The organism is Pseudomonas germanica, from assembly GCF_019614655.1.
Taxonomy (GTDB): Bacteria; Pseudomonadota; Gammaproteobacteria; order Pseudomonadales; family Pseudomonadaceae; genus Aquipseudomonas; species Aquipseudomonas neuropathica.
The window spans coordinates 5,738,416-5,760,221 of sequence record NZ_CP071586.1; the positions used below are offsets into that span (position 1 = coordinate 5,738,416).

25 protein-coding genes, 1 tRNA gene and 1 pseudogene are annotated in these 21,806 nt (G+C 58.4%); 11 read left to right on the top strand and 16 right to left on the bottom strand.

Annotation, left to right across the window (positions count from 1 at the left end; translation table 11 throughout):
• Positions 1 to 23: 23 nt before the first annotated feature.
• From hscB to trmJ, 7 genes are all read right to left on the bottom strand, one after another.
• On the bottom strand, positions 24 to 545 hold the full coding sequence (gene hscB, locus J0G10_RS25300) for a co-chaperone HscB (RefSeq protein ID WP_095048351.1): 522 nt from the start codon (positions 543 to 545) through the stop codon (positions 24 to 26).
• Between the two features lie 8 nt (positions 546 to 553).
• On the bottom strand, positions 554 to 877 hold the full coding sequence (gene iscA, locus J0G10_RS25305; RefSeq protein ID WP_220556957.1) for an iron-sulfur cluster assembly protein IscA: 324 nt from the start codon (positions 875 to 877) through the stop codon (positions 554 to 556).
• A gap of 34 nt (positions 878 to 911) precedes the next feature.
• Entirely contained in the window at positions 912 to 1,298 is a 387-nt protein-coding gene (gene iscU / locus J0G10_RS25310) for a Fe-S cluster assembly scaffold IscU (RefSeq protein ID WP_007916892.1), read from the bottom strand.
• 101 nt (positions 1,299 to 1,399) lie between these two features.
• Positions 1,400 to 2,614, bottom strand: a complete 1,215-nt coding sequence (locus J0G10_RS25315; RefSeq protein ID WP_007916899.1) for an IscS subfamily cysteine desulfurase — start codon at positions 2,612 to 2,614, stop codon at positions 1,400 to 1,402.
• A 47-nt stretch (positions 2,615 to 2,661) separates the two neighbouring features.
• Entirely contained in the window at positions 2,662 to 3,153 is a 492-nt protein-coding gene (gene iscR, locus J0G10_RS25320; RefSeq protein ID WP_038362955.1) for a Fe-S cluster assembly transcriptional regulator IscR, read from the bottom strand.
• A 245-nt stretch (positions 3,154 to 3,398) separates the two neighbouring features.
• Complete coding sequence (gene cysE / locus J0G10_RS25325) at positions 3,399 to 4,175, bottom strand: serine O-acetyltransferase (protein WP_007916901.1); 777 nt, start codon at positions 4,173 to 4,175, stop codon at positions 3,399 to 3,401.
• 3 nt (positions 4,176 to 4,178) lie between these two features.
• Positions 4,179 to 4,949: a tRNA (cytosine(32)/uridine(32)-2'-O)-methyltransferase TrmJ gene (gene trmJ, locus J0G10_RS25330; RefSeq protein ID WP_007916903.1), complete on the bottom strand. Its 771-nt coding sequence runs from the start codon at positions 4,947 to 4,949 to the stop codon at positions 4,179 to 4,181.
• A 145-nt stretch (positions 4,950 to 5,094) separates the two neighbouring features.
• Here trmJ and suhB point away from each other — a divergent pair, with 145 nt between their 5' ends.
• Positions 5,095 to 5,913: a type III secretion system regulator SuhB gene (suhB, locus tag J0G10_RS25335; protein WP_095048353.1), complete on the top strand. Its 819-nt coding sequence runs from the start codon at positions 5,095 to 5,097 to the stop codon at positions 5,911 to 5,913.
• A gap of 250 nt (positions 5,914 to 6,163) precedes the next feature.
• On the opposite strand, the gene J0G10_RS25340 is transcribed toward suhB, so the two are convergent.
• The 6 genes from J0G10_RS25340 to queA all read right to left on the bottom strand — a co-directional run bounded on the left by J0G10_RS25340 (position 6,164) and on the right by queA (position 12,267).
• Entirely contained in the window at positions 6,164 to 6,712 is a 549-nt protein-coding gene (locus tag J0G10_RS25340; protein WP_007916907.1) for a glycine zipper 2TM domain-containing protein, read from the bottom strand.
• A gap of 121 nt (positions 6,713 to 6,833) precedes the next feature.
• Positions 6,834 to 7,748, bottom strand: a complete 915-nt coding sequence (gene secF, locus J0G10_RS25345; RefSeq protein ID WP_095048354.1) for a protein translocase subunit SecF — start codon at positions 7,746 to 7,748, stop codon at positions 6,834 to 6,836.
• A gap of 9 nt (positions 7,749 to 7,757) precedes the next feature.
• Positions 7,758 to 9,626 (bottom strand): protein translocase subunit SecD, encoded by a 1,869-nt coding sequence (gene secD, locus J0G10_RS25350; protein ID WP_095048355.1) that lies wholly within the window; start codon positions 9,624 to 9,626, stop codon positions 7,758 to 7,760.
• 64 nt (positions 9,627 to 9,690) lie between these two features.
• Positions 9,691 to 10,029 (bottom strand): preprotein translocase subunit YajC, encoded by a 339-nt coding sequence (gene yajC / locus J0G10_RS25355; protein WP_007916913.1) that lies wholly within the window; start codon positions 10,027 to 10,029, stop codon positions 9,691 to 9,693.
• A gap of 43 nt (positions 10,030 to 10,072) precedes the next feature.
• Positions 10,073 to 11,188, bottom strand: a complete 1,116-nt coding sequence (gene tgt, locus J0G10_RS25360) for a tRNA guanosine(34) transglycosylase Tgt (protein ID WP_162130783.1) — start codon at positions 11,186 to 11,188, stop codon at positions 10,073 to 10,075.
• A gap of 14 nt (positions 11,189 to 11,202) precedes the next feature.
• Entirely contained in the window at positions 11,203 to 12,267 is a 1,065-nt protein-coding gene (gene queA, locus J0G10_RS25365) for a tRNA preQ1(34) S-adenosylmethionine ribosyltransferase-isomerase QueA (protein WP_095048356.1), read from the bottom strand.
• A 107-nt stretch (positions 12,268 to 12,374) separates the two neighbouring features.
• Here queA and J0G10_RS25370 point away from each other — a divergent pair.
• Both J0G10_RS25370 and J0G10_RS25375 read left to right on the top strand, forming a co-directional pair.
• A tRNA-Leu gene (locus tag J0G10_RS25370) sits at positions 12,375 to 12,459 on the top strand.
• A 138-nt stretch (positions 12,460 to 12,597) separates the two neighbouring features.
• Positions 12,598 to 12,927 (top strand): hypothetical protein, encoded by a 330-nt coding sequence (locus tag J0G10_RS25375; RefSeq protein WP_220558895.1) that lies wholly within the window; start codon positions 12,598 to 12,600, stop codon positions 12,925 to 12,927.
• A gap of 12 nt (positions 12,928 to 12,939) precedes the next feature.
• Here J0G10_RS25375 and J0G10_RS25380 read toward each other — a convergent pair whose 3' ends face one another.
• On the bottom strand, positions 12,940 to 13,308 hold the full coding sequence (locus J0G10_RS25380; RefSeq protein ID WP_034156100.1) for a PH domain-containing protein: 369 nt from the start codon (positions 13,306 to 13,308) through the stop codon (positions 12,940 to 12,942).
• A gap of 45 nt (positions 13,309 to 13,353) precedes the next feature.
• A complete protein-coding gene (locus J0G10_RS25385) occupies positions 13,354 to 14,100 on the bottom strand; it encodes a hypothetical protein (RefSeq protein ID WP_220556958.1) in 747 nt (248 codons plus the stop codon).
• Between the two features lie 124 nt (positions 14,101 to 14,224).
• Here J0G10_RS25385 and J0G10_RS25390 point away from each other — a divergent pair, with 124 nt between their 5' ends.
• The 3 genes from J0G10_RS25390 (at position 14,225) to J0G10_RS25400 (ending at position 17,428) form a co-directional block, all read left to right on the top strand.
• Positions 14,225 to 14,584 carry a hypothetical protein gene (locus tag J0G10_RS25390; RefSeq protein WP_220556959.1) on the top strand — a complete coding sequence of 120 codons (360 nt, stop codon included), beginning with the start codon at positions 14,225 to 14,227 and terminating at the stop codon, positions 14,582 to 14,584.
• A gap of 115 nt (positions 14,585 to 14,699) precedes the next feature.
• Positions 14,700 to 15,437, top strand: coding sequence for a hypothetical protein (locus J0G10_RS25395; protein ID WP_220556960.1), 738 nt, complete (start codon positions 14,700 to 14,702; stop codon positions 15,435 to 15,437).
• Between the two features lie 71 nt (positions 15,438 to 15,508).
• Positions 15,509 to 17,428: an alkaline phosphatase D family protein gene (locus J0G10_RS25400; protein WP_220556961.1), complete on the top strand. Its 1,920-nt coding sequence runs from the start codon at positions 15,509 to 15,511 to the stop codon at positions 17,426 to 17,428.
• A 122-nt stretch (positions 17,429 to 17,550) separates the two neighbouring features.
• Here J0G10_RS25400 and J0G10_RS25405 read toward each other — a convergent pair whose 3' ends face one another.
• A complete protein-coding gene (locus J0G10_RS25405) occupies positions 17,551 to 18,723 on the bottom strand; it encodes an aspartate aminotransferase family protein (protein WP_220556962.1) in 1,173 nt (390 codons plus the stop codon).
• Positions 18,724 to 18,825: 102 nt separating this feature from the next.
• Here J0G10_RS25405 and J0G10_RS25410 point away from each other — a divergent pair, with 102 nt between their 5' ends.
• The 5 genes and pseudogenes from J0G10_RS25410 (at position 18,826) to J0G10_RS25425 (ending at position 21,791) form a co-directional block, all read left to right on the top strand.
• Positions 18,826 to 19,731: a LysR family transcriptional regulator gene (locus tag J0G10_RS25410; RefSeq protein WP_220556963.1), complete on the top strand. Its 906-nt coding sequence runs from the start codon at positions 18,826 to 18,828 to the stop codon at positions 19,729 to 19,731.
• Between the two features lie 56 nt (positions 19,732 to 19,787).
• Positions 19,788 to 20,192 (top strand): GNAT family N-acetyltransferase, encoded by a 405-nt coding sequence (locus J0G10_RS25415; protein ID WP_077574458.1) that lies wholly within the window; start codon positions 19,788 to 19,790, stop codon positions 20,190 to 20,192.
• 60 nt (positions 20,193 to 20,252) lie between these two features.
• Complete coding sequence (locus J0G10_RS25420) at positions 20,253 to 20,768, top strand: DUF6622 family protein (protein WP_220556964.1); 516 nt, start codon at positions 20,253 to 20,255, stop codon at positions 20,766 to 20,768.
• 39 nt (positions 20,769 to 20,807) lie between these two features.
• Positions 20,808 to 20,972, top strand: a pseudogene (locus tag J0G10_RS30085) (ATP-binding protein); the annotation flags it as partial.
• Between the two features lie 117 nt (positions 20,973 to 21,089).
• Entirely contained in the window at positions 21,090 to 21,791 is a 702-nt protein-coding gene (locus J0G10_RS25425; protein WP_007949995.1) for a hypothetical protein, read from the top strand.
• Positions 21,792 to 21,806: the final 15 nt, after the last annotated feature.

A 21,806-nucleotide genomic window follows, 5' to 3' on the forward strand; every position in this document is an offset into this window, starting at 1 on the left:
CGTGCGACCGGAGCGGCACTGGGTTAATCGTCGAGGCGCTCTTCTAACTGGCGCACTTCGTAGGTGAGCTTGTCGAGGAACTGCATGCGCCGCATCAGGCGTTCGGCCTGTTCGCGTTGCGCCGCATCATCCCAACAGGCTGCGAAGCTTTCATTGAGTTCTTCCTGAGCCACTTTCAGGCGCCGCTTGAACACCGCGACACCTTCGAGGTCAGCACTGTCCTGGAGGTCTTCGAGCTCTTCGCGCCATTGCATCTGCTGCAGAAGAAACTCGGGATCATGGACCGTGACTTCCATCGGCACTTCATGCCCGCTGATGGTCAGCAGGTAGCGTGCGCGCTGGGCCGGACTCTTGAGCGTCTGATAGGCGTCGTTGAGCCGCGCAGACTGCTCGAGTGCCGACCGCTGCTCACGCTCGGAAGCGTCGGCAAAGCGATCAGGATGAACGCCGCGCGCCAACTCACGATAGCGCGTAGCCAACTGCTCGAGATCCAGACGGAAACCCGGTTGCAGCTCGAATAAAGCGAAATGACAAGGAATACCCACGACAAGCCTCAGATGTTGAAGCTTTCGCCGCAGCCACATTCACCGCGTACGTTGGGGTTGTTGAACTTGAAGCCTTCGTTCAACCCTTCCTTGACGAAATCGAGCTCGGTGCCGTCCAGGTAAGCCAGGCTTTTCGGGTCGATGATCACTTTTTCGCCGTGACTCTCGAACACCTGATCCTCTGCAACCACCTCGTCGACAAACTCCAGCACGTAGGCAAGGCCGGAACAGCCTGTGGTGCGAACACCCAGACGAATCCCTTCACCTTTGCCGCGCCCGTTGAGGGAGCGCCGCACGTGTCGAGCAGCCGCTTCTGTCATGCTGATAGCCATCGGTGACTCCTTACTCGTCGCCTAATCCAGAAAGTCAGATCAAGCCTTTCTTCTGCTTGTAATCGCGAACAGCCGCTTTGATAGCGTCTTCAGCCAGTACCGAGCAGTGAATTTTCACTGGCGGCAGGGCCAGTTCTTCGGCCAGCTGAGTGTTCTTGATGGTTTCGGCTTCGTCCAGGGTCTTGCCCTTCATCCACTCGGTGGCGAGGGAGCTGGAAGCGATGGCCGAACCGCAGCCGTAGGTCTTGAACTTGGCATCTTCGATGATGCCAGCGTCGTTGACCTTGATTTGCAGACGCATCACGTCGCCGCACGCCGGAGCGCCGACCATGCCGGTGCCGACATCAGGATCTTCCGCGTTCATCTTGCCGACGTTGCGCGGGTTTTCGTAGTGGTCGATGACCTTTTCGCTGTAAGCCATGATTCTCAATCCTCACTCATCAGGGCCGCTCTTGAGACCCTGCAACTGCGCTGCGTAAACCGCCGCGTCGCTACAGGATCTGTATCTGGCGGCTTCTATATTTAGTGTGCCGCCCACTCGATTTTCGAGATATCGACGCCGTCTTTGTACATGTCCCACAGCGGCGACAGAGCGCGCAGCTTGGTAACGGCCTCGCAGACTTTCTGCGCGGCGTAGTCGATTTCTTCTTCGGTGGTGAAACGGCCGAAGGTGAAGCGGATCGAGCTGTGCGCCAGTTCGTCATTGCGGCCCAAGGCGCGCAGCACGTACGAAGGCTCGAGCGACGCCGAGGTGCAGGCCGAACCGGACGATACCGCCAGATCCTTGAGCGCCATGATCAGCGACTCGCCTTCAACGTAGTTGAAGCTCAGGTTCAGGTTGTGCGGAACGCGGGCGGTCAGGCTGCCGTTGACGTACAGCTCTTCCAGATGCTCGACCTGCTTGTAGAAGCGGTCGCTCAAGGCTTTGATACGGACGTTTTCAGCAGCCATGTCTTCTTTGGCTACGCGGAACGCTTCACCCATACCGACGATCTGGTGGGTCGCCAGGGTGCCGGAACGCATGCCGCGCTCGTGACCGCCGCCATGCATGGTCGCTTCGATGCGCACACGCGGCTTGCGGCTGACGTACAGCGCGCCGATGCCTTTAGGGCCGTAGGTTTTGTGGGCGGAGAACGACATCATGTCGACTTTCAGTTTCTGCAGGTCAATCTCGACCTTGCCAGTGGACTGAGCGGCGTCGACGTGGAACAGAACGCCCTTGGCGCGCAGCATTTCGCCGATCGCGGCGATGTCGTTAACGGTGCCGATTTCGTTGTTCACGTGCATTACGGAGACCAAAATGGTGTCTTCGCGCAGTGCAGCTTCAATCATGGCCGGGGTGATCAGACCGTCTTCGGTCGGCTCGAGGTAAGTAACCTCGAAACCTTCACGCTCCAGTTGGCGCATGGTGTCGAGGACAGCCTTGTGCTCAATCTTGGAGGTGATCAGGTGCTTGCCCTTGGAGCCGTAGAAATGTGCCGCGCCCTTGATTGCCAGGTTGTCGGACTCGGTAGCACCGGAAGTCCAGACGATTTCGCGCGGATCAGCGTTGACCAGATCGGCCACCTGACGACGGGCGTTTTCAACGGACTCTTCAGCCTTCCAGCCGAACACGTGGGAACGGGACGCCGGGTTACCGAAGTTTCCGTCGACCAGCAGGCATTCACTCATTTTTTGCGCAACACGCGGATCAACCGGGGTGGTCGCAGAGTAATCAAGGTAAATCGGCAATTTCATGGACTATCTCCTAAATCAGGGCTGGCGTGCCGCTAGCTCTCTGGCTGTCATTCGACGGCGGACGCTTCAATCTTGTCCAGGCGTGGCGCCTTGCTGTTGCAACGGCGCTGGTCCTGACGCTGGGCTACTTCTTGCACCTCACGGCGAGTCACAAGATCAGCCAAGCTGATACCACTTAGAAATTCGTGAATCTGCAGGCTCAAATCGCACCACAGATGATGGGTCAGGCAGGTGTCGCCGGAATGGCAATCGCCCTGGCCCTGGCATTTGGTGGCATCGACCGATTCATTTACTGCATCGATCACCTGGGCGACCTGGATACCCTGCATCTCGCGGGACAACTGGTAGCCACCACCCGGGCCGCGAACACTGGAAACCAGGTTACTGCGGCGCAGCTTGGCGAACAGCTGTTCGAGGTAGGACAGGGAGATGCCTTGGCGCTCGGAGATATCGGCCAGGGACACGGGCCCGTGCTGCGCGTGCAACGCCAGGTCGAGCATGGCGGTCACGGCGTATCGGCCTTTTGTAGTCAGTCGCATGGACAGTTACCACGGAGTTCAGAATGGGGCGAGTATGCAATTCCCGAGTATTTAAGTCAACTTTAAGACCTAGTACTTTAGTCAGGTTTACCCGCAAAAGAGCGCGCGAATGATAGCAGGGTCTGCGGCCTAATGGCACACCGGTTGACGCAAGCCTCTGTAGGAGCTGCCGAAGGCGCGATCTTTTGATTCTGTGAAAGACAAGATCAAAAGATCGCAGCCTTCGGCAGCTCCTACAGGAGGCGCTAGCTGGCTTTGGACTCGTCTTTGCCTTTGACGCAGGCGAAGTCTTCTTCACGCAGTTCAGGCAGATCTTTCGCACAGTAATTGCTACCCAGATCCTTCAGCGCGCCGCACATCCCCTCCAGCCGCCCGTCCACCGCTTGCAGGTGATCGAGCAACTGACCAATGGCGCGCGCCACCGGGTCAGGCATGTCTTCGCTGACGCCGTAGGCATCGAAACCGATCTTCTCGGCCATGGCCTTGCGCTTGGCATCCTGCTCTTCATCGGACTTGACGATGATTCGCCCAGGAATACCGACAACAGTGGCGCCCGGCGGCACTTCTTTAGTCACCACGGCGTTGGAACCAACCTTGGCACCAGCGCCGACGGTGAACGGGCCGAGCACCTTGGCGCCCGCGCCCACGACCACACCATCACCCAGCGTCGGGTGGCGTTTGCCCTTATTCCAGCTAGTGCCGCCGAGGGTCACGCCCTGATAAATAGTCACGTCATCGCCAATCTCGGCGGTTTCACCGATGACGATACCCATGCCATGGTCGATAAAGAAACGACGACCGACCTTGGCCCCCGGATGAATCTCGATCCCGGTCAGCCAGCGACCGAAGTTCGACACCAGCCGCGCCAGCCATTTCAGCTCGTTGCGCCAGAGCATGCCGGCCAATCGATGGATCCAGATCGCATGCATGCCGGGGTAGCAGGTCAGGACTTCAAAAGCGTTACGCGCCGCCGGGTCTCGATGGAATACGCTCTGGATATCTTCACGCAAACGCTCAAACATCATTTAGTCCTTCCGCTTAAGAAGCTCACCACGGGCCGCTTTCTGGGTTTCCGTGAGGATGCCACGCAAAATATTCATTTCCGCCCGGCTGACCGAGCTGCGTCCGTACAACCGACGCAGGCGCGCCATCAAGTGCCGTGGTTTCTCGGGATCGAGGAATTCGATGGCGACCAGTGTCTGCTCCAGATGCTCATAGAAGCGTTCCAATTCATCCATGGTCGCCAGCTCGGCGCTTTTCACCGAAGCCACTTCTTCTTTCTCGATCTTGCTCGGCTGGCCTTGGGCGGCCAGCCAGGCCATGCGCACCTCATAGCTCAACACCTGCACCGCCGCGCCGAGGTTCAGCGAACTGAACTCAGGGTCGGAGGGGATATGCACGTGAAAGTGACATCGCTGCAGCTCTTCGTTGGTCAGACCGGAATCTTCACGACCGAATACCAGAGCGATTTCGGCGCCCTGCCCGGCTTCCTCGACTACTTTGGTGCCGCACTCGCGCGGATCCAGCAGTGGCCAGGGAATGCGGCGGTCACGGGCGCTGGTGCCAAGCACCAGATTGCAGCCGACCAAGGCATCTTCCAAGGTGGCGACGACTTGCGCATTTTCAAGGATGTCACCGGCACCGGAAGCACGAGCATCGGCTTCGTGGTGCGGGAAGACCCGCGGTTCGACCAGCACCAATCGCGACAGACCCATGTTTTTCATGGCGCGCGCGGCCCCGCCGATGTTGCCGGGGTGGCTGGTATTGACCAGGACGACACGAATGTTCTGCAGCAAGGGAGGCGCTCTCGGACACAGGAAAGGGGTGCAAATCTTACAGAACAGCCTACCGTTAAGCTATGAAAGCGAACAGCGTCCTTCACCTGAAGAAAAGTTCTGATAGAATGCGCGGCTTTCTTTAACAACCTTAGGTGACACATCCATGCAGCCCATGCTGAATATCGCGCTGCGCGCCGCCCGCAGCGCCAGTGAACTGATCTTCCGCTCCATCGAGCGCCTGGATACCATCAAGGTCGACGAAAAAGACGCCAAGGATTATGTATCCGAGGTCGATCGCGCCGCTGAACAGAAAATCATCGACGCCCTGCGCAAGGCATACCCGAATCACTCGATCCAGGGTGAAGAGACCGGCATGCACGCCGGCACCGGTATCGAAGGCGAAGAGTACCTGTGGATCATCGATCCACTGGACGGCACCACCAACTTCCTGCGTGGCATTCCTCACTTCGCTGTCAGCATTGCCTGTAAGTACCGTGGCCGCCTGGAGCACGCAGTGGTTCTGGACCCGGTTCGCCAGGAAGAATTCACCGCCAGCCGTGGTCGCGGCGCTCAACTGAACGGTCGTCGCCTGCGCGTCAGCGGTCGTACCAGCCTTGACGGCGCCCTGCTGGGTACCGGTTTCCCGTTCCGTGACGACCAGATGGACAACCTCGACAACTACCTGGGCATGTTCCGCGCCCTGGTTGGCCAGACTGCCGGCATCCGCCGTGCCGGTTCGGCAAGCCTGGACCTGGCTTATGTCGCTGCCGGTCGTTTCGACGCGTTCTGGGAATCGGGTCTGTCCGAGTGGGACATGGCTGCAGGCGCCCTGCTGATTCAAGAAGCTGGCGGCCTGGTGAGCGACTTCACCGGCGGTCACGACTTCCTTGAAAAAGGCCACATCGTTGCCGGCAACACCAAATGCTTCAAGGCAGTACTGACGGCGATCCAGCCGCACCTGCCGGCTTCGCTGAAGCGCTAAGCTTCACGCGAAAGGAAAAAAGCACCCTTCGGGGTGCTTTTTTTATGCCTGGAATTCGATCTTCAGACCACCAAAATCTTCATGTGGGAGCGAGCCTGCTCGCGAATGCATTCTGACAATCAACATTGATGCCGGCTGGCACACCGCATTCGCGAGCAGGCTCGCTCCCACAGGGGGGCACGGTTTAGCCAAAAACTGCGGGCACAAAAAAAGCACCCCGCAGGGTGCTTCTTGTTAAAACAGTCGGTACTTACTGAGCCGGCTCATTCTGCGACAGAATCAGCTTGCCTTCCTTGTCGACCGGAATCTGGTTGCCCGGATCACGATCCATCCGCACCTTGCCTTCCTTGCCATCGAGCGAGTAACGCACGTCGTAACCGACGACCTTGTCGCTGATGTCATTGACCGTGTTGCAGCGGGTTTGCGTGGTGGTGTAGGTGTCACGCTCTTGCATGCCTTCCTGCACCTTGTTACCCGCATAACCGCCACCGACCGCACCGGCCACCGTGGCAATTTTCTTGCCGGTGCCGCCGCCAATCTGATTACCCAGCAAACCACCTGCCAGCGCACCGACGACGGTACCGGCAATCTGGTGTTGATCTTTTACCGGTGCCTGACGAGTCACTGTCACGTCCTTGCACACTTCACGTGGAGTCTTGATCTGTGTTTTAACCGGTTCAACGGCCAATACTTGCGCATACTCAGGGCCGCTTTTAACCAGGCTGTAGGTGGCAACAGCACCCCCGGCAGTTACACCGACAGCACCCAATACCGCACCAACCAGCAACGACTTGTTCACATGAACCTCCTGACCATCACATGCGGGACGCGCCCGCGCTTCTCCCAGCCTTGGAGCATAAAAAAAGGCGCGAGTTCAACTCGCGCCTTTCTTGGGCTGACAGCCGGGAAAACGATGGCCGTTATGGACGGTCGTCGACTTCCTTCTCGGTGTTGGCCGGAGGAATCAGATCCTCGGTAGTCAGATTCAACCAGATCAGCACCACGTTAGCGATGTAGATCGACGAGTAAGTACCCGCCAGAACCCCGATAAACAGCGCGATCGAGAAGCCGAACAGGTTGTCACCGCCGAAGAACAGCAGTGCCGCGATCGCCAGCAAAGTCGAGATCGACGTTGCCATGGTGCGCAGCAGGGTTTGCGTGGTCGAGATGTTGATGTTCTCGATCAGCGTTGCCTTGCGCAGGACACGGAAGTTCTCACGAACCCGGTCGAATACCACGATGGTGTCGTTCAGCGAGTAGCCGATGATCGCCAGCACCGCCGCCAGCACGGTCAGATCGAAAGTGATCTGGAAGTACGACAGGATACCGATGGTTACGATCACGTCGTGAATCAGCGAAACGATGGCGCCGACCGCGAATTTCCACTGAAAGCGGAAAGCCAGGTAGATCAGGATGCCGCCGAGCGCCAGCAGCATGCCGAGGCCGCCCTGGTCACGCAGCTCTTCACCGACCTGCGGGCCGACGAACTCGACACGCTTGACCGTTGCCGGGTTGTCGCCGCCGACCTTCAGCAGCGCTTCCGCCACCTGATGGCCCAGTTGCGGGTCTTCACCCGGCATCCGCACCAGCAGATCGGTAGTCGCACCGAAGCTCTGCACGATTGCTTCGTGGTAACCCGACGTCACCAGCTGCTCACGCACCTTGGTAACGTCGGCCGGACGCTCGTAGGTCAGCTCGATGAGCGTACCGCCGGTGAAGTCCAGACCCCAGTTCATGCCCTTGGTAGCGACACTGAACATAGCCAGCAACGTGAGGAATACTGTGACGCCGAACGCGAAGTTGCGAACGCCCATGAAGTTGATTGTACGTAACATGGCAGCCCCTTAAATCCACAACTTCTTGAAGTCACGTCCGCCGAAGATCAGGTTGACCATTGCGCGGGTCACCATGATGGCCGTGAACATCGAGGTAAAGATCCCGAGGGACATGGTCACTGCGAAACCTTTGACCGGGCCGGTGCCCATGGCAAAGAGAATCCCGCCGACCAACAAGGTAGTCAGGTTGGCGTCGAGAATCGCGGTGAATGCCCGGCCGAAGCCTTCGTTGATTGCACGCTGCACGGTCATGCCGGCGGCGATCTCTTCACGGATCCGCGAGAAGATCAGCACGTTGGCGTCGACCGCCATACCCATGGTCAGCACGATACCGGCGATACCTGGCAGGGTCAGCGTTGCACCCAGCAGCGACATCAAGGCCAGCAGCAGCACCATGTTCACCGCCAGTGCGACGGTGGCGATGATGCCGAAGAAGCGGTAGATGGCGATGATGAACAGCGACACGAACAGCATGCCCCACAGCGACGCATCGATACCTTTGGTGATGTTGTCAGCACCCAGGCTCGGGCCGATGGTGCGCTCTTCAGCGAAGTACATCGGTGCAGCCAGACCACCGGCACGCAGCAGCAGCGCCAGTTCGGACGACTCCCCCTGACCGTTCAGGCCAGTGATGCGGAACTGAGCACCCAGCGGCGACTGAATGGTCGCCAGGCTGATGATCTTCTTCTCTTCCTTGAACGTTTGCACCGCAACGTCTTTCTCGACGCCATCAACCACTTGCTTGGTGTAAGTGGTGACCGGACGCTGTTCGATGAAGATCACCGCCATGCTGCGACCGACGTTAGAACGGGTGGCGCGGCTCATCAGCTCACCACCGTGACCATCCAGACGGATGTTCACTTCTGGTGTGCCGTGCTCGCCAAAACCAGCCTTGGCATCGGTAACCTGGTCACCGGTGATGATCAGGCCACGCTCGATCTGCGCTGGCGGACGATTGCCTTCACGGAACTCAAAGGATTCGGAGGTGGCTTTCGAAGCACCCGGCTCAGCAGCCAGACGGAACTCAAGGTTGGCCGTCTTGCCGAGAATACGCTTGGCTTCGGCAGTGTCCTGCACGCCCGGCAGCTCAACCACGATGCGGTTGGCGCCCTGACGCTGAACGATTGGTTCGGCAACACCCAGCTCGTTGACGCGGTTACGTACCGTGGTCAAGTTCTGCTTGATGGAGTATTCACGGATTTCCGCCAGCTTGGCCGGGGTCATCGCCAGACGCAGCACCGGTTGACCGTTGAGGTCGGCCGGAACAATGTCGAAATCGTTGAAGTTCTTGCGGATCAGTGCACGGGCCTGTTCGCGGGAGTCTTCATCGCTGAAGCCCAACTGAATGGCACCGCCCAGTTGCGGCAGGCTGCGATAGCGCAGCTTCTCTTTGCGCAGCAGACTCTTGACGTCGCCTTCGTAGACTTTCAGGCGTGCATCGAGGGCTTTGTCCATGTCCACTTCCAGCAGGAAGTGCACACCACCGGACAAGTCCAGACCCAGCTTCATCGGGTGCGCGCCCAGGTTGCGCAGCCATTGCGGGGTGGTCTGTGCCAGGTTCAGCGCGACAACGTAGTCGTCACCCAATGCCTTGCGCACAACGTCTTTGGCCGGCAGCTGGTCTTCAGCCTTGCTCAGACGGATCAGACCGCCCTTGCCGTTGGCGGCCAGCGTGGCTGCCTTGACGTTGATCCCGGACTCCTTGAGCGCAGTGCTCACACGATCCAGATCAGCCTGATTGACTTGCAGCGCAGTGCTTGCACCGCTGACCTGAATGGCCGGGTCATCGGGGTATAGATTCGGAGCGGAATAAATCAGACCGACCGCCAGCACCGCCAGGATCAGAATGTATTTCCACAGAGGATATTTGTTCAGCATCACGCCGCCCGTTATGAACGCGGGGCGCCTTGCGCGCCCCGTCGATTGAGTAGAAGTTGTTGCTTCAGATCGCTTTCAGCGTGCCTTTTGGCAGCGTGGCGGCGATGGCGCCTTTCTGGAACTTCATTTCCACGGTGTCGGAAACTTCCAGAACCACGAAGTCATCGGCAACTTTAGTGATCTTGCCAGCGATGCCGCCAGTGGTCACAACTTCGTCACCTTTCTGCAGGCTGCTCAGCAGGTTCTTCTGCTCTTTGGCGCGCTTGGCCTGTGGACGCCAGATCATCAGGTAGAAGATGACCAGGAAGCCGACCAGGAAAATCCACTCGAAACCGCCGCCCATTGGGCCGGCAGCAGCCGGTGCAGCCGCGTCAGCCATGGCGTTAGAGATAAAAAAGCTCATTTAGCACTCCAGTTGCAAATGTTGAATCTTGGGGTCAGAAAACTCAGTCCAAAGGCGGAACGGGGAGCCCGCGTTTGGCGTAGAAGGCATCGACAAAGGCGGCCAATGTACCCTGTTGAATAGCCTCGCGCAAACCAGCCATCAGCACCTGATAATGGCGCAAGTTGTGGATGGTATTGAGCATGCTTCCCAGCATTTCGCCGCACTTGTCCAGGTGATGCAGATAAGCGCGGGAGAAGTTCTGGCAGGTATAGCAATCGCAGGTCGGATCCAGCGGCGATTCATCATGGCGATGGAACGCGTTACGGATCTTCAGCACGCCTGTATCAATGAACAGATGCCCATTGCGGGCATTACGGGTTGGCATCACGCAATCGAACATGTCCACACCGCGGCGCACACCCTCAACCAGATCTTCCGGTTTGCCAACGCCCATAAGGTAACGAGGTTTGTCAGCCGGCATCATGCCCGGCAGATAATCCAATACTTTGATCATCTCGTGCTTCGGCTCGCCCACCGACAGACCGCCAATGGCCAGGCCATCGAAGCCGATCTTGTCGAGGCCTTCGAGCGAGCGCATGCGCAGATCCTGATGCATGCCACCCTGAACGATGCCGAACAGCGCCGCGGTGTTTTCACCGTGGGCATTTTTCGAGCGCTGCGCCCAGCGCAGCGACAGTTCCATGGAAATCCGCGCGACATCTTCATCAGCCGGGTACGGCGTGCATTCGTCGAAGATCATCACGATGTCGGAGCCGAGATCGCGCTGCACCTGCATCGATTCTTCCGGGCCCATGAACACTTTCGCGCCGTCGACCGGGGAGGCGAAGGTCACGCCCTCCTCCTTGATCTTGCGCATCGCGCCAAGGCTGAACACCTGAAAACCGCCGGAGTCAGTGAGGATCGGGCCTTTCCACTGCATGAAATCGTGCAGGTCGCCGTGTTCCTTGATCACTTGGGTGCCAGGGCGCAGCCACAGGTGGAAGGTGTTGCCGAGAATGATTTCTGCACCGGTGGCAACGATGTCACGCGGCAACATGCCCTTGACCGTGCCGTAAGTGCCCACCGGCATGAACGCCGGGGTCTCGACGGTGCCACGCGGGAAGGTCAGGCGACCACGCCGGGCCTTGCCATCGGTGGCCAGAAGTTCAAAGGACATGCGACATTCGCGACTCATTCTGTTTCCTCTGGGCCGGTTTCTTTAGGGGCAGTAGGTGCGGGATTACGGGTGATGAACATCGCATCACCGTAGCTGAAAAAGCGGTAACCGTTGTCGACGGCGGACTTGTAGGCAGCCATGGTCTCGGGATAACCGGCAAATGCCGAAACCAGCATCAACAGCGTGGATTCCGGCAAATGGAAATTGGTCACCAGGGCATCGACCACATGGAACGGTCGGCCCGGGAAGATAAAGATATCGGTGTCGCCACTGAACGGCTTGAGCACGCCATCGCGCGCGGCACTTTCCAGCGAACGCACGCTGGTGGTGCCGACAGCAATCACCCGACCACCGCGCGCACGGCACGCTGCGACCGCATCGACCACATCCTGGCCGACTTCCAGCCACTCGGTGTGCATGTGGTGATCTTCAAGCTTCTCGACGCGCACCGGCTGGAACGTCCCCGCGCCCACGTGCAGCGTGACGAAAGTGGTCTCAACGCCCTTGGCCGCAATCGCTTCCATCAGCGACTGATCGAAATGCAGCCCCGCCGTCGGCGCCGCCACCGCACCGAGTTTCTCGGCGTACACGGTCTGATAACGCTCGCGATCCGAGCCTTCGTCCGGGCGGTCTATATAAGGAGGCAACGGCATGTGCCCGACGCGATCGAGCAGCGGCAACACTTCTTCCGCGAAGCCCAGTTCGAACAACGCATCGTGACGCGCAAGCATTTCGGCTTCGCCACCACCGTCGATAAGGATCTTCGAACCCGGCTTCGGCGACTTGCTGGAGCGCACATGGGCCAGCACGCGGTGCGTATCGAGCACCCGCTCAACGAGGATTTCCAGCTTGCCGCCGGACGCTTTCTGCCCGAACAGCCGCGCCGGAATCACCCGGGTATTGTTGAACACCATCAAATCGCCCGGGCGCAAATGCTCGAGCAAATCAGTGAATTGACGGTGTGCGAGGGCGCCGCTCGGCCCGTCAAGGGTCAGCAGGCGACTACCGCGACGCTCGGCCAAAGGGTGGCGGGCGATCAGCGAATCAGGGAGCTCGAAAGTAAAGTCAGCAACGCGCATGATGGGGTTCGTCTAGCAGGGCCGGAAAGTCTAGCGGAAATATCGAAAATTCTCTATGTACCTGATTGACCGACGGTAATCTCATCTCTATACTTCGCCGCCATTGAGCCCTGATGGCGGAATTGGTAGACGCGGCGGATTCAAAATCCGTTTTCGAAAGGAGTGGGAGTTCGAGTCTCCCTCGGGGCACCAAAATTAAGAAAGGTCTTGCTTAGCAAGGCCTTTTTTTTCGTCTGCCGGAAAGTGGCTGCTGTTGTAGGAGCTGCCGCAGGCTGCGATCTTTTGATCCACCGCTTCTTGGTCAACCGAAAACCCAAGGATCCCCCCCCCATGGAAACGTCACTGGAAACAGTCGCCCTTTTCTCTCTCAAACTAGCTTATGAGGAAGAAGGCCTGAGCCCGATTTTGCGGGACGACATGGTCATGGGTGATTACCAGAAAGACATTTTCGAACTATTGGTGCGGCGTGGGGATGTCGAGACCATTCAGTTCAAGATGAATGAATGCCTGAGCCTGGCGATGGACGCCTTGGGCGGTGTCGAGAAACCGCTGGGGCGCGAGCTGCACAAGTTATCCGCGGAGTTCAGCGAAGCGCGCTCGCTGGAGCAGCTGGATCAGCCGCTCCTTGCGCTGAAGGGTTACTTGAAAGACATCTTGTAATGGGCTGAGCCGTTACAGCAGATGCTTCGAGATGTACTTGGAGATCTCCACCATCGAGGTCTTCCCGGTGAATTCGAACTTCACCTTCCCCAGTGACGAAAAGTAAATCTCCAGCTCCGAATCCAGATCGAACGTGCCCGAGGTTTCCACGGAGTAGGCGACGATGTTTTTGTACGGCAAGGAAGTGAAATCCTTCTTGCTGCCGGTAATCCCCTGAACGTTGACCGCGATGATGCGTTTGTTGGTAAACACCACGCCGTCACGCATGGCCTTGTAAGAGTCGATCACTTCTTCGCCATCCAGCAGCAGCGCACTTACGCGTTCGGCGTACTCATCGTTCTGCTTGAGTTTGAAGAAGCCTTTGTTGTTGAAGTCGATCATCTGTCCATCCTCATCTTCAAGAAAACATCCCGGTATTTCTTTGGTTCAACGACGGGCTTTCAGCACGCGGATATCCGTCGGGAAGCCATCGGCGCCAACAAGCTTTTTCCAACCCAGATACTGAAACTCGCCCTTCTCATCAATGTAATCGCCCTTCTCCACTGATCGGCCGCCAACCACCGCCACGCGTTTCACTTCGCCACAGCCGCCGTCAGAAGGCCGAACCGTATAGATCACATACGGCTTCACGTATTGCGTGGCGCGGAAGTATTGGCCGCAGATTTCGTCGACAGTGATCAACATGGTTTTCAGGCGTGCTTCGCCGTCGGTGTCTTCGTGCAGTTTGAGGAAGGAGATGTCGCCGACGTCGCTGTAGCCGAGGGCGCGGGCGCGTTGGTATTCGGGGGAGTTCTGGTGGGCGATGCGGCCTTGCTCCGCAGCGCCTTGCATTTTCGCGGCGAACTCGGCTTTGCCTTGGGCAATGATTGATTCAGCCTGGCCCGCGAAGTTTTCGCATTCGGCGAATTCTCGCGAGCCCAGGTGATTGGGTGTCAGATTGGAGCGGTGTTCATTCATGGTCTGCAGGTTGCTTTCCAGGGCAAACATCACGTCGTAGGCGGTGGTGCGACCGCTTTGTACGTCGGCCATTTTTTCCAGCACGCGCTGGCAGTTGCCGGCGTAATACTTCCAGCTGTTTTCCGGGTGTTCTTGCACGGCGGCGAATGCGGGGGTTATTGCGACGGCAATTGTGATTGCGCAGAACAGGCGCAAAAAATGAGTTCTGACAGGCATAGGTAGTCCATTACAGAGAAGAGCGATGGCGCGACGCTACTATTTTGCTATCTTGCCGTCCACTGCCAGTAACGAGGTCGCCAGCGCCTCGATGGAATCGATTTTCAGAGGGAGAAACACCTTGATGGCCGTGTTGTACTTTTTCGTCTGGGCAGCCGTTTGGGCTTGGGTCGTGCAGACCCGTGGTGCCTGGAACCTGATCCTCGCCAACCTGGCGGGTGCTGCCAGCGGCTTTATCGTAGCGATGATTTTTTCGGTGGTCTGCTCAGGCCTGTTCCCGGCGCACGTGTCTCCTTCGCCGGAGAACCTGGCCAGTAGCGTGTTGCAAGTAATCACCACGTTCGGCGTGTTGGCGGGTGTCTGGATGTGGTTGGTCAGGCGTCCTCGGCCAGAGCATCCGTTGGCCCGGCAACTTTTCGCTGGCATCTGTGGATTGGCTGCGGGTGTGTCGACGCTGGCGTTTTTCGCGCTTAATTTTCACTGAGCGCCGCTATCGTCACTGGCATTACACGTCTGTTTTGTTATCTTGCCGCCCATCGTCAGCGTTCACCTTGGGCGTGCGTTGATTTCAGGTTTTGAAGGTTTAAGGAAAGGATCAAATGGAGTTTCTGCGTTTTCTGGCGTTTGTCGCGGTGTGGGGGTTCATGTGGCGCTGGGTGGTCAAGAACCGTGGCAGCTGGAATATTTTCTACGGCAACATCGTCGGCGCAGCGGGCGGTTTCATTGTCGCGATGGTAGTGCTGTCGATCACGTTGTCGTTGTTTCCTTCGTCGCATGACTACGAAGCGGCGCAGGCTGAAAACACGCAAGTCATCGAGCCGACCTCCCTATTACCTGAAGCCGAGGCAGTCACACCCGCCGCCGAACTGAAAGATGCGCCGGCTTTTGCTGCCATCGAGCCGGACGACACGCCCTCTCCCGCCGACTCCGCACTGTTGCCGAATTACGCCAGCCGGGCGCCGAAATCAATCGGGTTACAGACCGTGCTGGATCAAAGCGACTATCAGGGGCGCATGGCCCTGGCAGCGCTGAACAAGAAATTGCGCGGCGACGCACAGGCCGACAAGTCGATGATCGCGTATGTCATGTGCAGCCCGTTTGTGACCAGCACGTTGCGCTTCCCCGCTTCGGCGCGTTTTGCTGACAGCAAGGCACTGGTCAGCCACCGCTTCAAGGATCAGGTCTACACCTTCAACAACACCGTCACCGCGCGCAACATGAACGGCGACGATGTCACCTACCGTTTCGATTGCTCGGTGCAAGAGCAGCCGCGAGTTGACGCGCTGCCTGCGCAATGGCGTTTGTTGGCGCTGAAAGTGCAAAAAGCCGACTCTTAAGGCTTATTTAAGGGATCAAGGCGCCGCCTGCGCTATCATCGCCGGCCTGTGCGCCTTGAGCTTTGCCCTCGATGTCCTCGACACCCGCTGACCTGATCCCGCTGCCTCCTGTCCTGGCCGGCCCGCTGTTGCGACGGCTGGAGCCAACGCGCGTGGTCATGTGGCTGGTCGGCACGCGGCCACTGGCGCTGACCTTGCGCCTGCAAGGTGTAGGAGACATTCCTCTCGACGCTGGGAAATGCGCCGTCATTCCCGTAGGTCGTCAGGCGTTTGTTCATCTCATCGATGTTTCTCTCGACAGCGCCCTGCCCTGCGATACATGTATCGACTATGACCTGCTGATCGACAATGCAGAGGGCATCGCCGACTGGGCACCGCATCTGCTGTACGGCGATGCAACCAGTCCGAACTTCGTCCTGCGCTCACGGATCGATCAACTGCTACACGGCTCCTGCCGCAAACCGCATCACCCGGCGGCGGATGGTTTGCTTTGCGTCGACCAATTATTGGCAACGGAAACCGATCCACAACAACGCCCCGCCCTGTTGATGATGAGCGGCGATCAGGTCTACGCCGACGACGTGGCCGGCCCGATGTTGCGGGCGATTCATGCCTTGATCGAACGCCTTGGCCTGTTCGACGAACACCTCGAAGGTGCCGTGGTCAGCGACAGCGCCAAGCTCTACAAACACCCGGCCAGTTACTACCACCGTGCGGATTTGTTACCGGCGCTGGAGAGCAACGAGACATTGCGCGAGCGATTTTTCGGCGGTGCGCGTAAGCCGATTTTCACCAGCAGCAGTGCTGACAATCACCTGGTGACGTTCGCCGAAGTCATGGCGATGTACCTGCTGGTGTGGTCGCCGACGCCTTGGTCGCTGATCGATCCGCAAGCGCCCGAACTGACGCCCGAACGCCTCAAGCGCTACACCCTCGAACAGACCCGCATCGACGCGTTCAAGGCTGGATTGGACAAGGTCGCCCGCGCGCTCGCGCATCTGCCGAGCCTGATGATTTTCGACGATCACGACATCACCGATGACTGGAACCTGTCCGCGCAATGGGAGGAAACGGCCTACGGCCATCCGTTCTCCAAACGCATCATCGGCAACGCGCTGATCGCCTACATGTTGTGTCAGGGCTGGGGCAACAATCCCGATGCCTTCAAGGATGTTTTGGAGAAAACCCTGGGGCTGAGCGCCAGCGGTGATGACCAGTATCTCGACAGCCCGGTGCAAGATGCTCTGATCGATGATTTGCTGCGCTTTCAGCAATGGCATTTCGTCCTGCCGAGCAGTCCGGCGCTGGTAGTCATCGACACCCGTACCCGCCGCTGGCGCAGCGAGCTGGCGCTCAAGCAACCCTCGGGCTTGCTCGATTGGGAGGCGTTGAGCGAACTGCAGCAGGAACTGCTCGATCACCCATCAGCGATTATCGTGTCCCCGGCGCCGATCTTCGGCGTGAAGCTGATTGAAACCGTGCAAAAAGTCTTCAGTTGGTGCGGTTTTCCGCTGCTGGTCGACGCGGAAAACTGGATGGCCCATCGCGGTGCGGCGCAGGTGATCCTGAATATTTTCCGCCACTCGCGCACACCGGGTAACTACGTGGTGCTGTCGGGCGATGTGCATTATTCCTTCGTCTACGAAGTACTTATCCGACACCGCAAGGCCGGGCCGCGAATCTGGCAGATCACCAGCAGCGGGATCAAAAACGAGTTTCCGAAAACCCTGCTGGAATGGTTCGACCGCCTCAACCGCTGGCTCTACTCGCCACGCTCACCGCTGAACTGGTTCACCAAACGCCGACGCATGCGCATCGTGCCGTATACGCCGGAACATGCTGAGGCAGGTGAACGCTTATGGAATTCGGCGGGAATCGGCCAGGTGTTTTTCAATGAGCAGGGGCAGCCGCGCGAAATCATTCAGCACAATTCGAATGGCAAGGCGAAGACGCGGATGCTGGCGCCGGATCTGGCGGACTATCCGGACTAAGGTCTACACCGAACATGTGGGAGCGAGCCTGCTCGCGAAAGCGGTCGATCATCCAGCAGAGATGTCGACCGATAGTCCGCCTTCGCGAGCAGGCTCGCTCCCACAGTGCTACTTACAAGCCATCAATGCGCGATCAGTGCTCGGCCCACACCTCTGACAATCATCTCCACCTCCCGCTCATCAATCGTCAGCGGTGGCAGCAGCCGTATCGTCTTGCCACGCGTGACGTTGATCAACAGTCCATGATCCCGCGCGGCGATCAGGGTCAGATCACGCACCGGTTGTTTCAGCTCGATACCGATCATCAAACCCTGACCACGAATCGCCAGCACATTGGGATTGTCCGCCAGCTCTGCGCTCAAACGAGTTAAGAGCCGTTCCCCCTGAACCCGGGCGTTTTCCAAAAGACCCTGTTCTTCGATGATATCCAGCACCGTGCAACCGACCCGACACGCCAGCGGATTGCCGCCGAAGGTGCTGCCATGGCTGCCGGGCGTGAACAGATCCGCCGCCCTGCCCCGCGCCAGGCACGCGCCGATCGGCACGCCATTGCCCAGTCCTTTTGCCAGGGTCATGACGTCCGGGACGATGCCTTCATGTTGGAACGCAAACCAGCGGCCAGTGCGGCCAATACCCGTCTGGATCTCATCGAGCATCAGTAGCCACGCATGGCGATCGCACAATTCACGCAGGCCCTTCAGATAACCGGGCGGCGCCAGTTGCACGCCACTTTCTCCCTGGATTGGCTCAACCAGAATCGCCACGATGCGCTCGCCGTGCTTTTGCTGCACCTGCTCCAGCGCCGTGAGATCGCCGAACGGCACTTTGAGGAAATCCCCCGGCAAATCGTTGAAACCCAGACGTACTGCCGGGCCATCGCTGGCTGACAAGGTACCAAGTGTGCGGCCGTGGAACGCGTTGGCCATGACCACCACCAGCGGCTGTTCGATGCCCTTGCGCCAGCCGTACAAACGCGCGAGTTTCAGCGCCGTTTCATTGGCCTCGGCACCCGAGTTATTGAAGAACGCGCGCTCCATCCCCGACAGCTCAGTCAGCCGTTTCGCCAGTTGCTGCTGCCAGTCGATGCTGTACAGATTCGACGTGTGCAGCAGCAATCCCGCCTGCTCGCTGATCGCCGAAACGATCCGCGGGTGCGAGTGGCCGACATTGGTCACCGCGACACCGGCCACCGCATCCAGATACTCGCGGCCGGCCTGATCCCACAGGCGAGTGCCCAGGCCTTTGGTGAAACTCAAGGCCAGTGGTTGGTAGGTGTTCATCAGGGCGGCGGTCATGACTTCAAACTCCAGTGCAGGTCGGTGTGCTGGCAGTATGGTTAGCCAGCGAAACTGGATAAACTCGGCAAAACTTCATTCATTTAAAAGCAAGGCTTGATAATGGACTTGTTCCAGTCGATGAGCGTGTACGTCAAAGTCGTCGAAGCCGGGAGCATGACGGCGGCCGCGTTGCAGTGCGACATGTCGACGACCATGGTTGGCAATCACCTGCGCGCGCTCGAACATCGATTAGGTGTGCAACTGTTGCAGCGCACCACCCGACGCCAGCGGCTGACTGAATTTGGCAGCGTTTACTACCAGCGTTGTCTGGATGTCTTGGGACTGGTGGCCGACTCCGAACGCTTGGCGGAACAAGCACTCGATGAGCCGCGTGGCCTGCTGCGCATTACCGCGCCACTGACTTTTGGCGTAGAACGCCTGGCGCCAGCGCTCAGCGAATTCTCCCTGCAGTACCCACAGGTCAAAATGGACGTGGTGCTGACTAACAGCCGTCCAGACTTGCTGGAAAGTGGTCTGGACGTGGCGTTTCGGCTGGGGCATTTCGAGGAGTCGAATCTGATCGCTCGCCCCCTGATCGATTACACACTGACTGTGTGCGCGTCCCCGCAATACGTGGCCCGGCGCGGCATGCCGCAAACACCTGAGGATTTGCAACAACACGACTGCCTGTCGTTCGCCTACCCTGCCGGTGACGATTGGCAATCGGTGGAAAAACGCTGGCGCCTCAGCGGCCCCGAGGGAGAAATTCTCGTCGACGTCAGCGGGCCGATGCTGATGAACACTTCCGCAGGGTTGCACCAGGCCGCACGCACCGGCATGGGCATCGTGATGCTGCCCGATGCACTGGTGGAACAGGATCTGCGCGACGGCAAACTGGTGACCGTCGTTCCCGACTATCAACCTCCAAGCCGCCCCCTGCATTTGCTTTATGCTCCGGATCGCTATCGTTTGCCAAAGCTGCGCCGCTTCGTCGAATTCGCGATGCAGACATGGGGCAGATCCTGAAAACGAGCGACATGGACAATGTTTCGAAGAATTACTGACAAGGAGTCGAAGCGAAGATGAACAACAACCTGACCGTACGCGACCTGCTATCTGACGAAGTGGAGTCGGTACGGCTGTTCCTCGGCCAACATGGCTGGGGGCACCGTACCGGTTCCAGCGAACATTTCGCGCAACTCATCGAACACTCGCAACGCACGGCGATTGCCCTGCTCGGCGCGCAGATCGTTGGCTTTGCCCGGGGCATAACCGATGGCTTGTCCAACGGTTACCTGTCGATGGTCGTGGTCGATGGCGAGTATCGACGCACAGGCATTGGCCGCAGACTGGTTGAGCATGTCATGGGCGATAACCCCGATATCACCTGGGTACTGCGTGCAGGACGAGAAGGCGCCGAAGCCTTTTTTGCCCGCCTGGGTTTTGAGACGTCGGTGATTGCCATGGAGCGACCGCGATTGAAATAACGGGCGTGCGCTCTGGCAACGGCTATGATCAGCTTCTCTTTCCAGCATGGACGCTGCGCGATGCTCGTCACTCTTCAAAATACTCCCTTGTGGGTTTATGTGGTTTTTCTGGTTCTGGTGTATTTCGGCCTCAAGGCCCGCAAACCCCAACATGAAAGCCGGTTTTCCCTGCTGTCGACCCCGCTGGTGTTGTTGGGCTGGTCGCTGTTGTCGTTGAACCTGACGGTTGATCCAGGCTTGAGCCTCAGCGGCTGGCTCATTGCTTTGTTACTGGGCACTCTGTCGGCATGGCTGATTTTCCCCGACAAGGGGATAAATCTTGATGATCCGGAAACCGGGTTGATCGTGCCGGGCACTTGGAAAGCGCTGATTCTGCTCCTGCTTTTTTTTGCAGTGAACTACTACTTCGGTTATCAGGATGACGTGCACCCAGAGCGCGCTGCCGCCCCGGATATGTTGCTGTTCAAAGCCGCAGCATCAGGCTTTATCAGTGGTCTGATTAGCGCTCGCTCACTGAAATATTACCGTTTGCTGCGCACCCTTCAGGCTCAACGCCCGCCATTGGGCGCCCAATGATTCAGGAGCCGTTTTTCACCAACACCGGTTTTTCCTGAGGGGTTGCGTATCGTGCACCGTATCCTGCAACTACACGGGCGCGATATACAGTTACTGGACATGAGCGGGCGTGGCGCGACGTTCCGCTTCTCGCGATCAACAGATCAGCAAAGCGCCGAACAATGGATGATGCGTTCAATGAATTTGCACAGCCAGGGCAAATAGTTGAGACCGCCGGCCCGTTGCTCCGTGACAACGCCGCCCCGCTCCCCTAAATTAGTCGGCCTGAAAAAGCCCTCGGTTTTCTCATCTCCACTCAAGTTAAAAAGTAGTGAAATTTCAATGTCCGATTTCAACACCGCTGAATCCGTAGTCACCGAATCGTCCAAAGCGGAATACGAAAACTCCATCAATCTTTCACAACACCTGCCACAAGCCAAAATCATCAGCGAGATGGTCCTGGACGCGTTCCAGTCGACCCGCGAAAGCGACCAGATCCGCGAGCTGCGCGCGGCGATCCGTCAGGCTCACGACAGCTTCGATGACGACAAGGCCTACGAGCTGATGGGCGAACTCAAGGCGCTGAAAGACGCCGAAGCCGCCGACCTCGCTGCTCTTGAAGACCTCAGCAGCAAGTTCTCGATCGGCCGCATTCTGTCCAGCTTCAAGGACGATCCGGCGTTCCAGGAAATCGTTTATGGCCTGGCCCTCAAGGTGCTGAACCAGACCCATCAGGCGATCAGCAATCCGAGCGGCGGCAAGAGCAAAGCGGCGAAGAAGAAAGAAGTCGAAATCTTCACCATCAGCAAGGACGGCATCAGCGTGACCTTGCCACTGCGCACGCCACGCTCGCGCCTGAACGTTGACCGTGCAGCGCTGGAGTTCCTCGGCTTCACCTTCGTCGGTGAAGGTGAGGAAGCGGAACTGGAAAGCGAAGTCTTCGTTGATAATGCGGGTACAGAGCAGGCAGTGAACCGCAAGAACATCATCACCGCATTGCAACAGCAGACTGCGTTTGATGGTTACAGCATCGCCGCGCAGTAATAGCGCAGCCGCTGT

Coding starts and splice junctions, on each gene's coding strand:
- iscA (WP_220556957.1), bottom strand. CDS start 877: ATGGCTATCAGCATGACAGAAGCGGCTGCTCGACACGTGCGGCGCTCC.
- iscU (WP_007916892.1), bottom strand. CDS start 1,298: ATGGCTTACAGCGAAAAGGTCATCGACCACTACGAAAACCCGCGCAAC.
- J0G10_RS25315 (WP_007916899.1), bottom strand. CDS start 2,614: ATGAAATTGCCGATTTACCTTGATTACTCTGCGACCACCCCGGTTGAT.
- iscR (WP_038362955.1), bottom strand. CDS start 3,153: ATGCGACTGACTACAAAAGGCCGATACGCCGTGACCGCCATGCTCGAC.
- cysE (WP_007916901.1), bottom strand. CDS start 4,175: ATGTTTGAGCGTTTGCGTGAAGATATCCAGAGCGTATTCCATCGAGAC.
- suhB (WP_095048353.1), top strand. CDS start 5,095: ATGCAGCCCATGCTGAATATCGCGCTGCGCGCCGCCCGCAGCGCCAGT.
- secF (WP_095048354.1), bottom strand. CDS start 7,748: ATGTTACGTACAATCAACTTCATGGGCGTTCGCAACTTCGCGTTCGGC.
- secD (WP_095048355.1), bottom strand. CDS start 9,626: ATGCTGAACAAATATCCTCTGTGGAAATACATTCTGATCCTGGCGGTG.
- yajC (WP_007916913.1), bottom strand. CDS start 10,029: ATGAGCTTTTTTATCTCTAACGCCATGGCTGACGCGGCTGCACCGGCT.
- tgt (WP_162130783.1), bottom strand. CDS start 11,188: ATGTCCTTTGAACTTCTGGCCACCGATGGCAAGGCCCGGCGTGGTCGC.
- queA (WP_095048356.1), bottom strand. CDS start 12,267: ATGCGCGTTGCTGACTTTACTTTCGAGCTCCCTGATTCGCTGATCGCC.
- J0G10_RS25375 (WP_220558895.1), top strand. CDS start 12,598: ATGGAAACGTCACTGGAAACAGTCGCCCTTTTCTCTCTCAAACTAGCT.
- J0G10_RS25380 (WP_034156100.1), bottom strand. CDS start 13,308: ATGATCGACTTCAACAACAAAGGCTTCTTCAAACTCAAGCAGAACGAT.
- J0G10_RS25385 (WP_220556958.1), bottom strand. CDS start 14,100: ATGCCTGTCAGAACTCATTTTTTGCGCCTGTTCTGCGCAATCACAATT.
- J0G10_RS25390 (WP_220556959.1), top strand. CDS start 14,225: ATGGCCGTGTTGTACTTTTTCGTCTGGGCAGCCGTTTGGGCTTGGGTC.
- J0G10_RS25395 (WP_220556960.1), top strand. CDS start 14,700: ATGGAGTTTCTGCGTTTTCTGGCGTTTGTCGCGGTGTGGGGGTTCATG.
- J0G10_RS25400 (WP_220556961.1), top strand. CDS start 15,509: ATGTCCTCGACACCCGCTGACCTGATCCCGCTGCCTCCTGTCCTGGCC.
- J0G10_RS25405 (WP_220556962.1), bottom strand. CDS start 18,723: ATGACCGCCGCCCTGATGAACACCTACCAACCACTGGCCTTGAGTTTC.
- J0G10_RS25410 (WP_220556963.1), top strand. CDS start 18,826: ATGGACTTGTTCCAGTCGATGAGCGTGTACGTCAAAGTCGTCGAAGCC.
- J0G10_RS25415 (WP_077574458.1), top strand. CDS start 19,788: ATGAACAACAACCTGACCGTACGCGACCTGCTATCTGACGAAGTGGAG.
- J0G10_RS25420 (WP_220556964.1), top strand. CDS start 20,253: ATGCTCGTCACTCTTCAAAATACTCCCTTGTGGGTTTATGTGGTTTTT.
- J0G10_RS25425 (WP_007949995.1), top strand. CDS start 21,090: ATGTCCGATTTCAACACCGCTGAATCCGTAGTCACCGAATCGTCCAAA.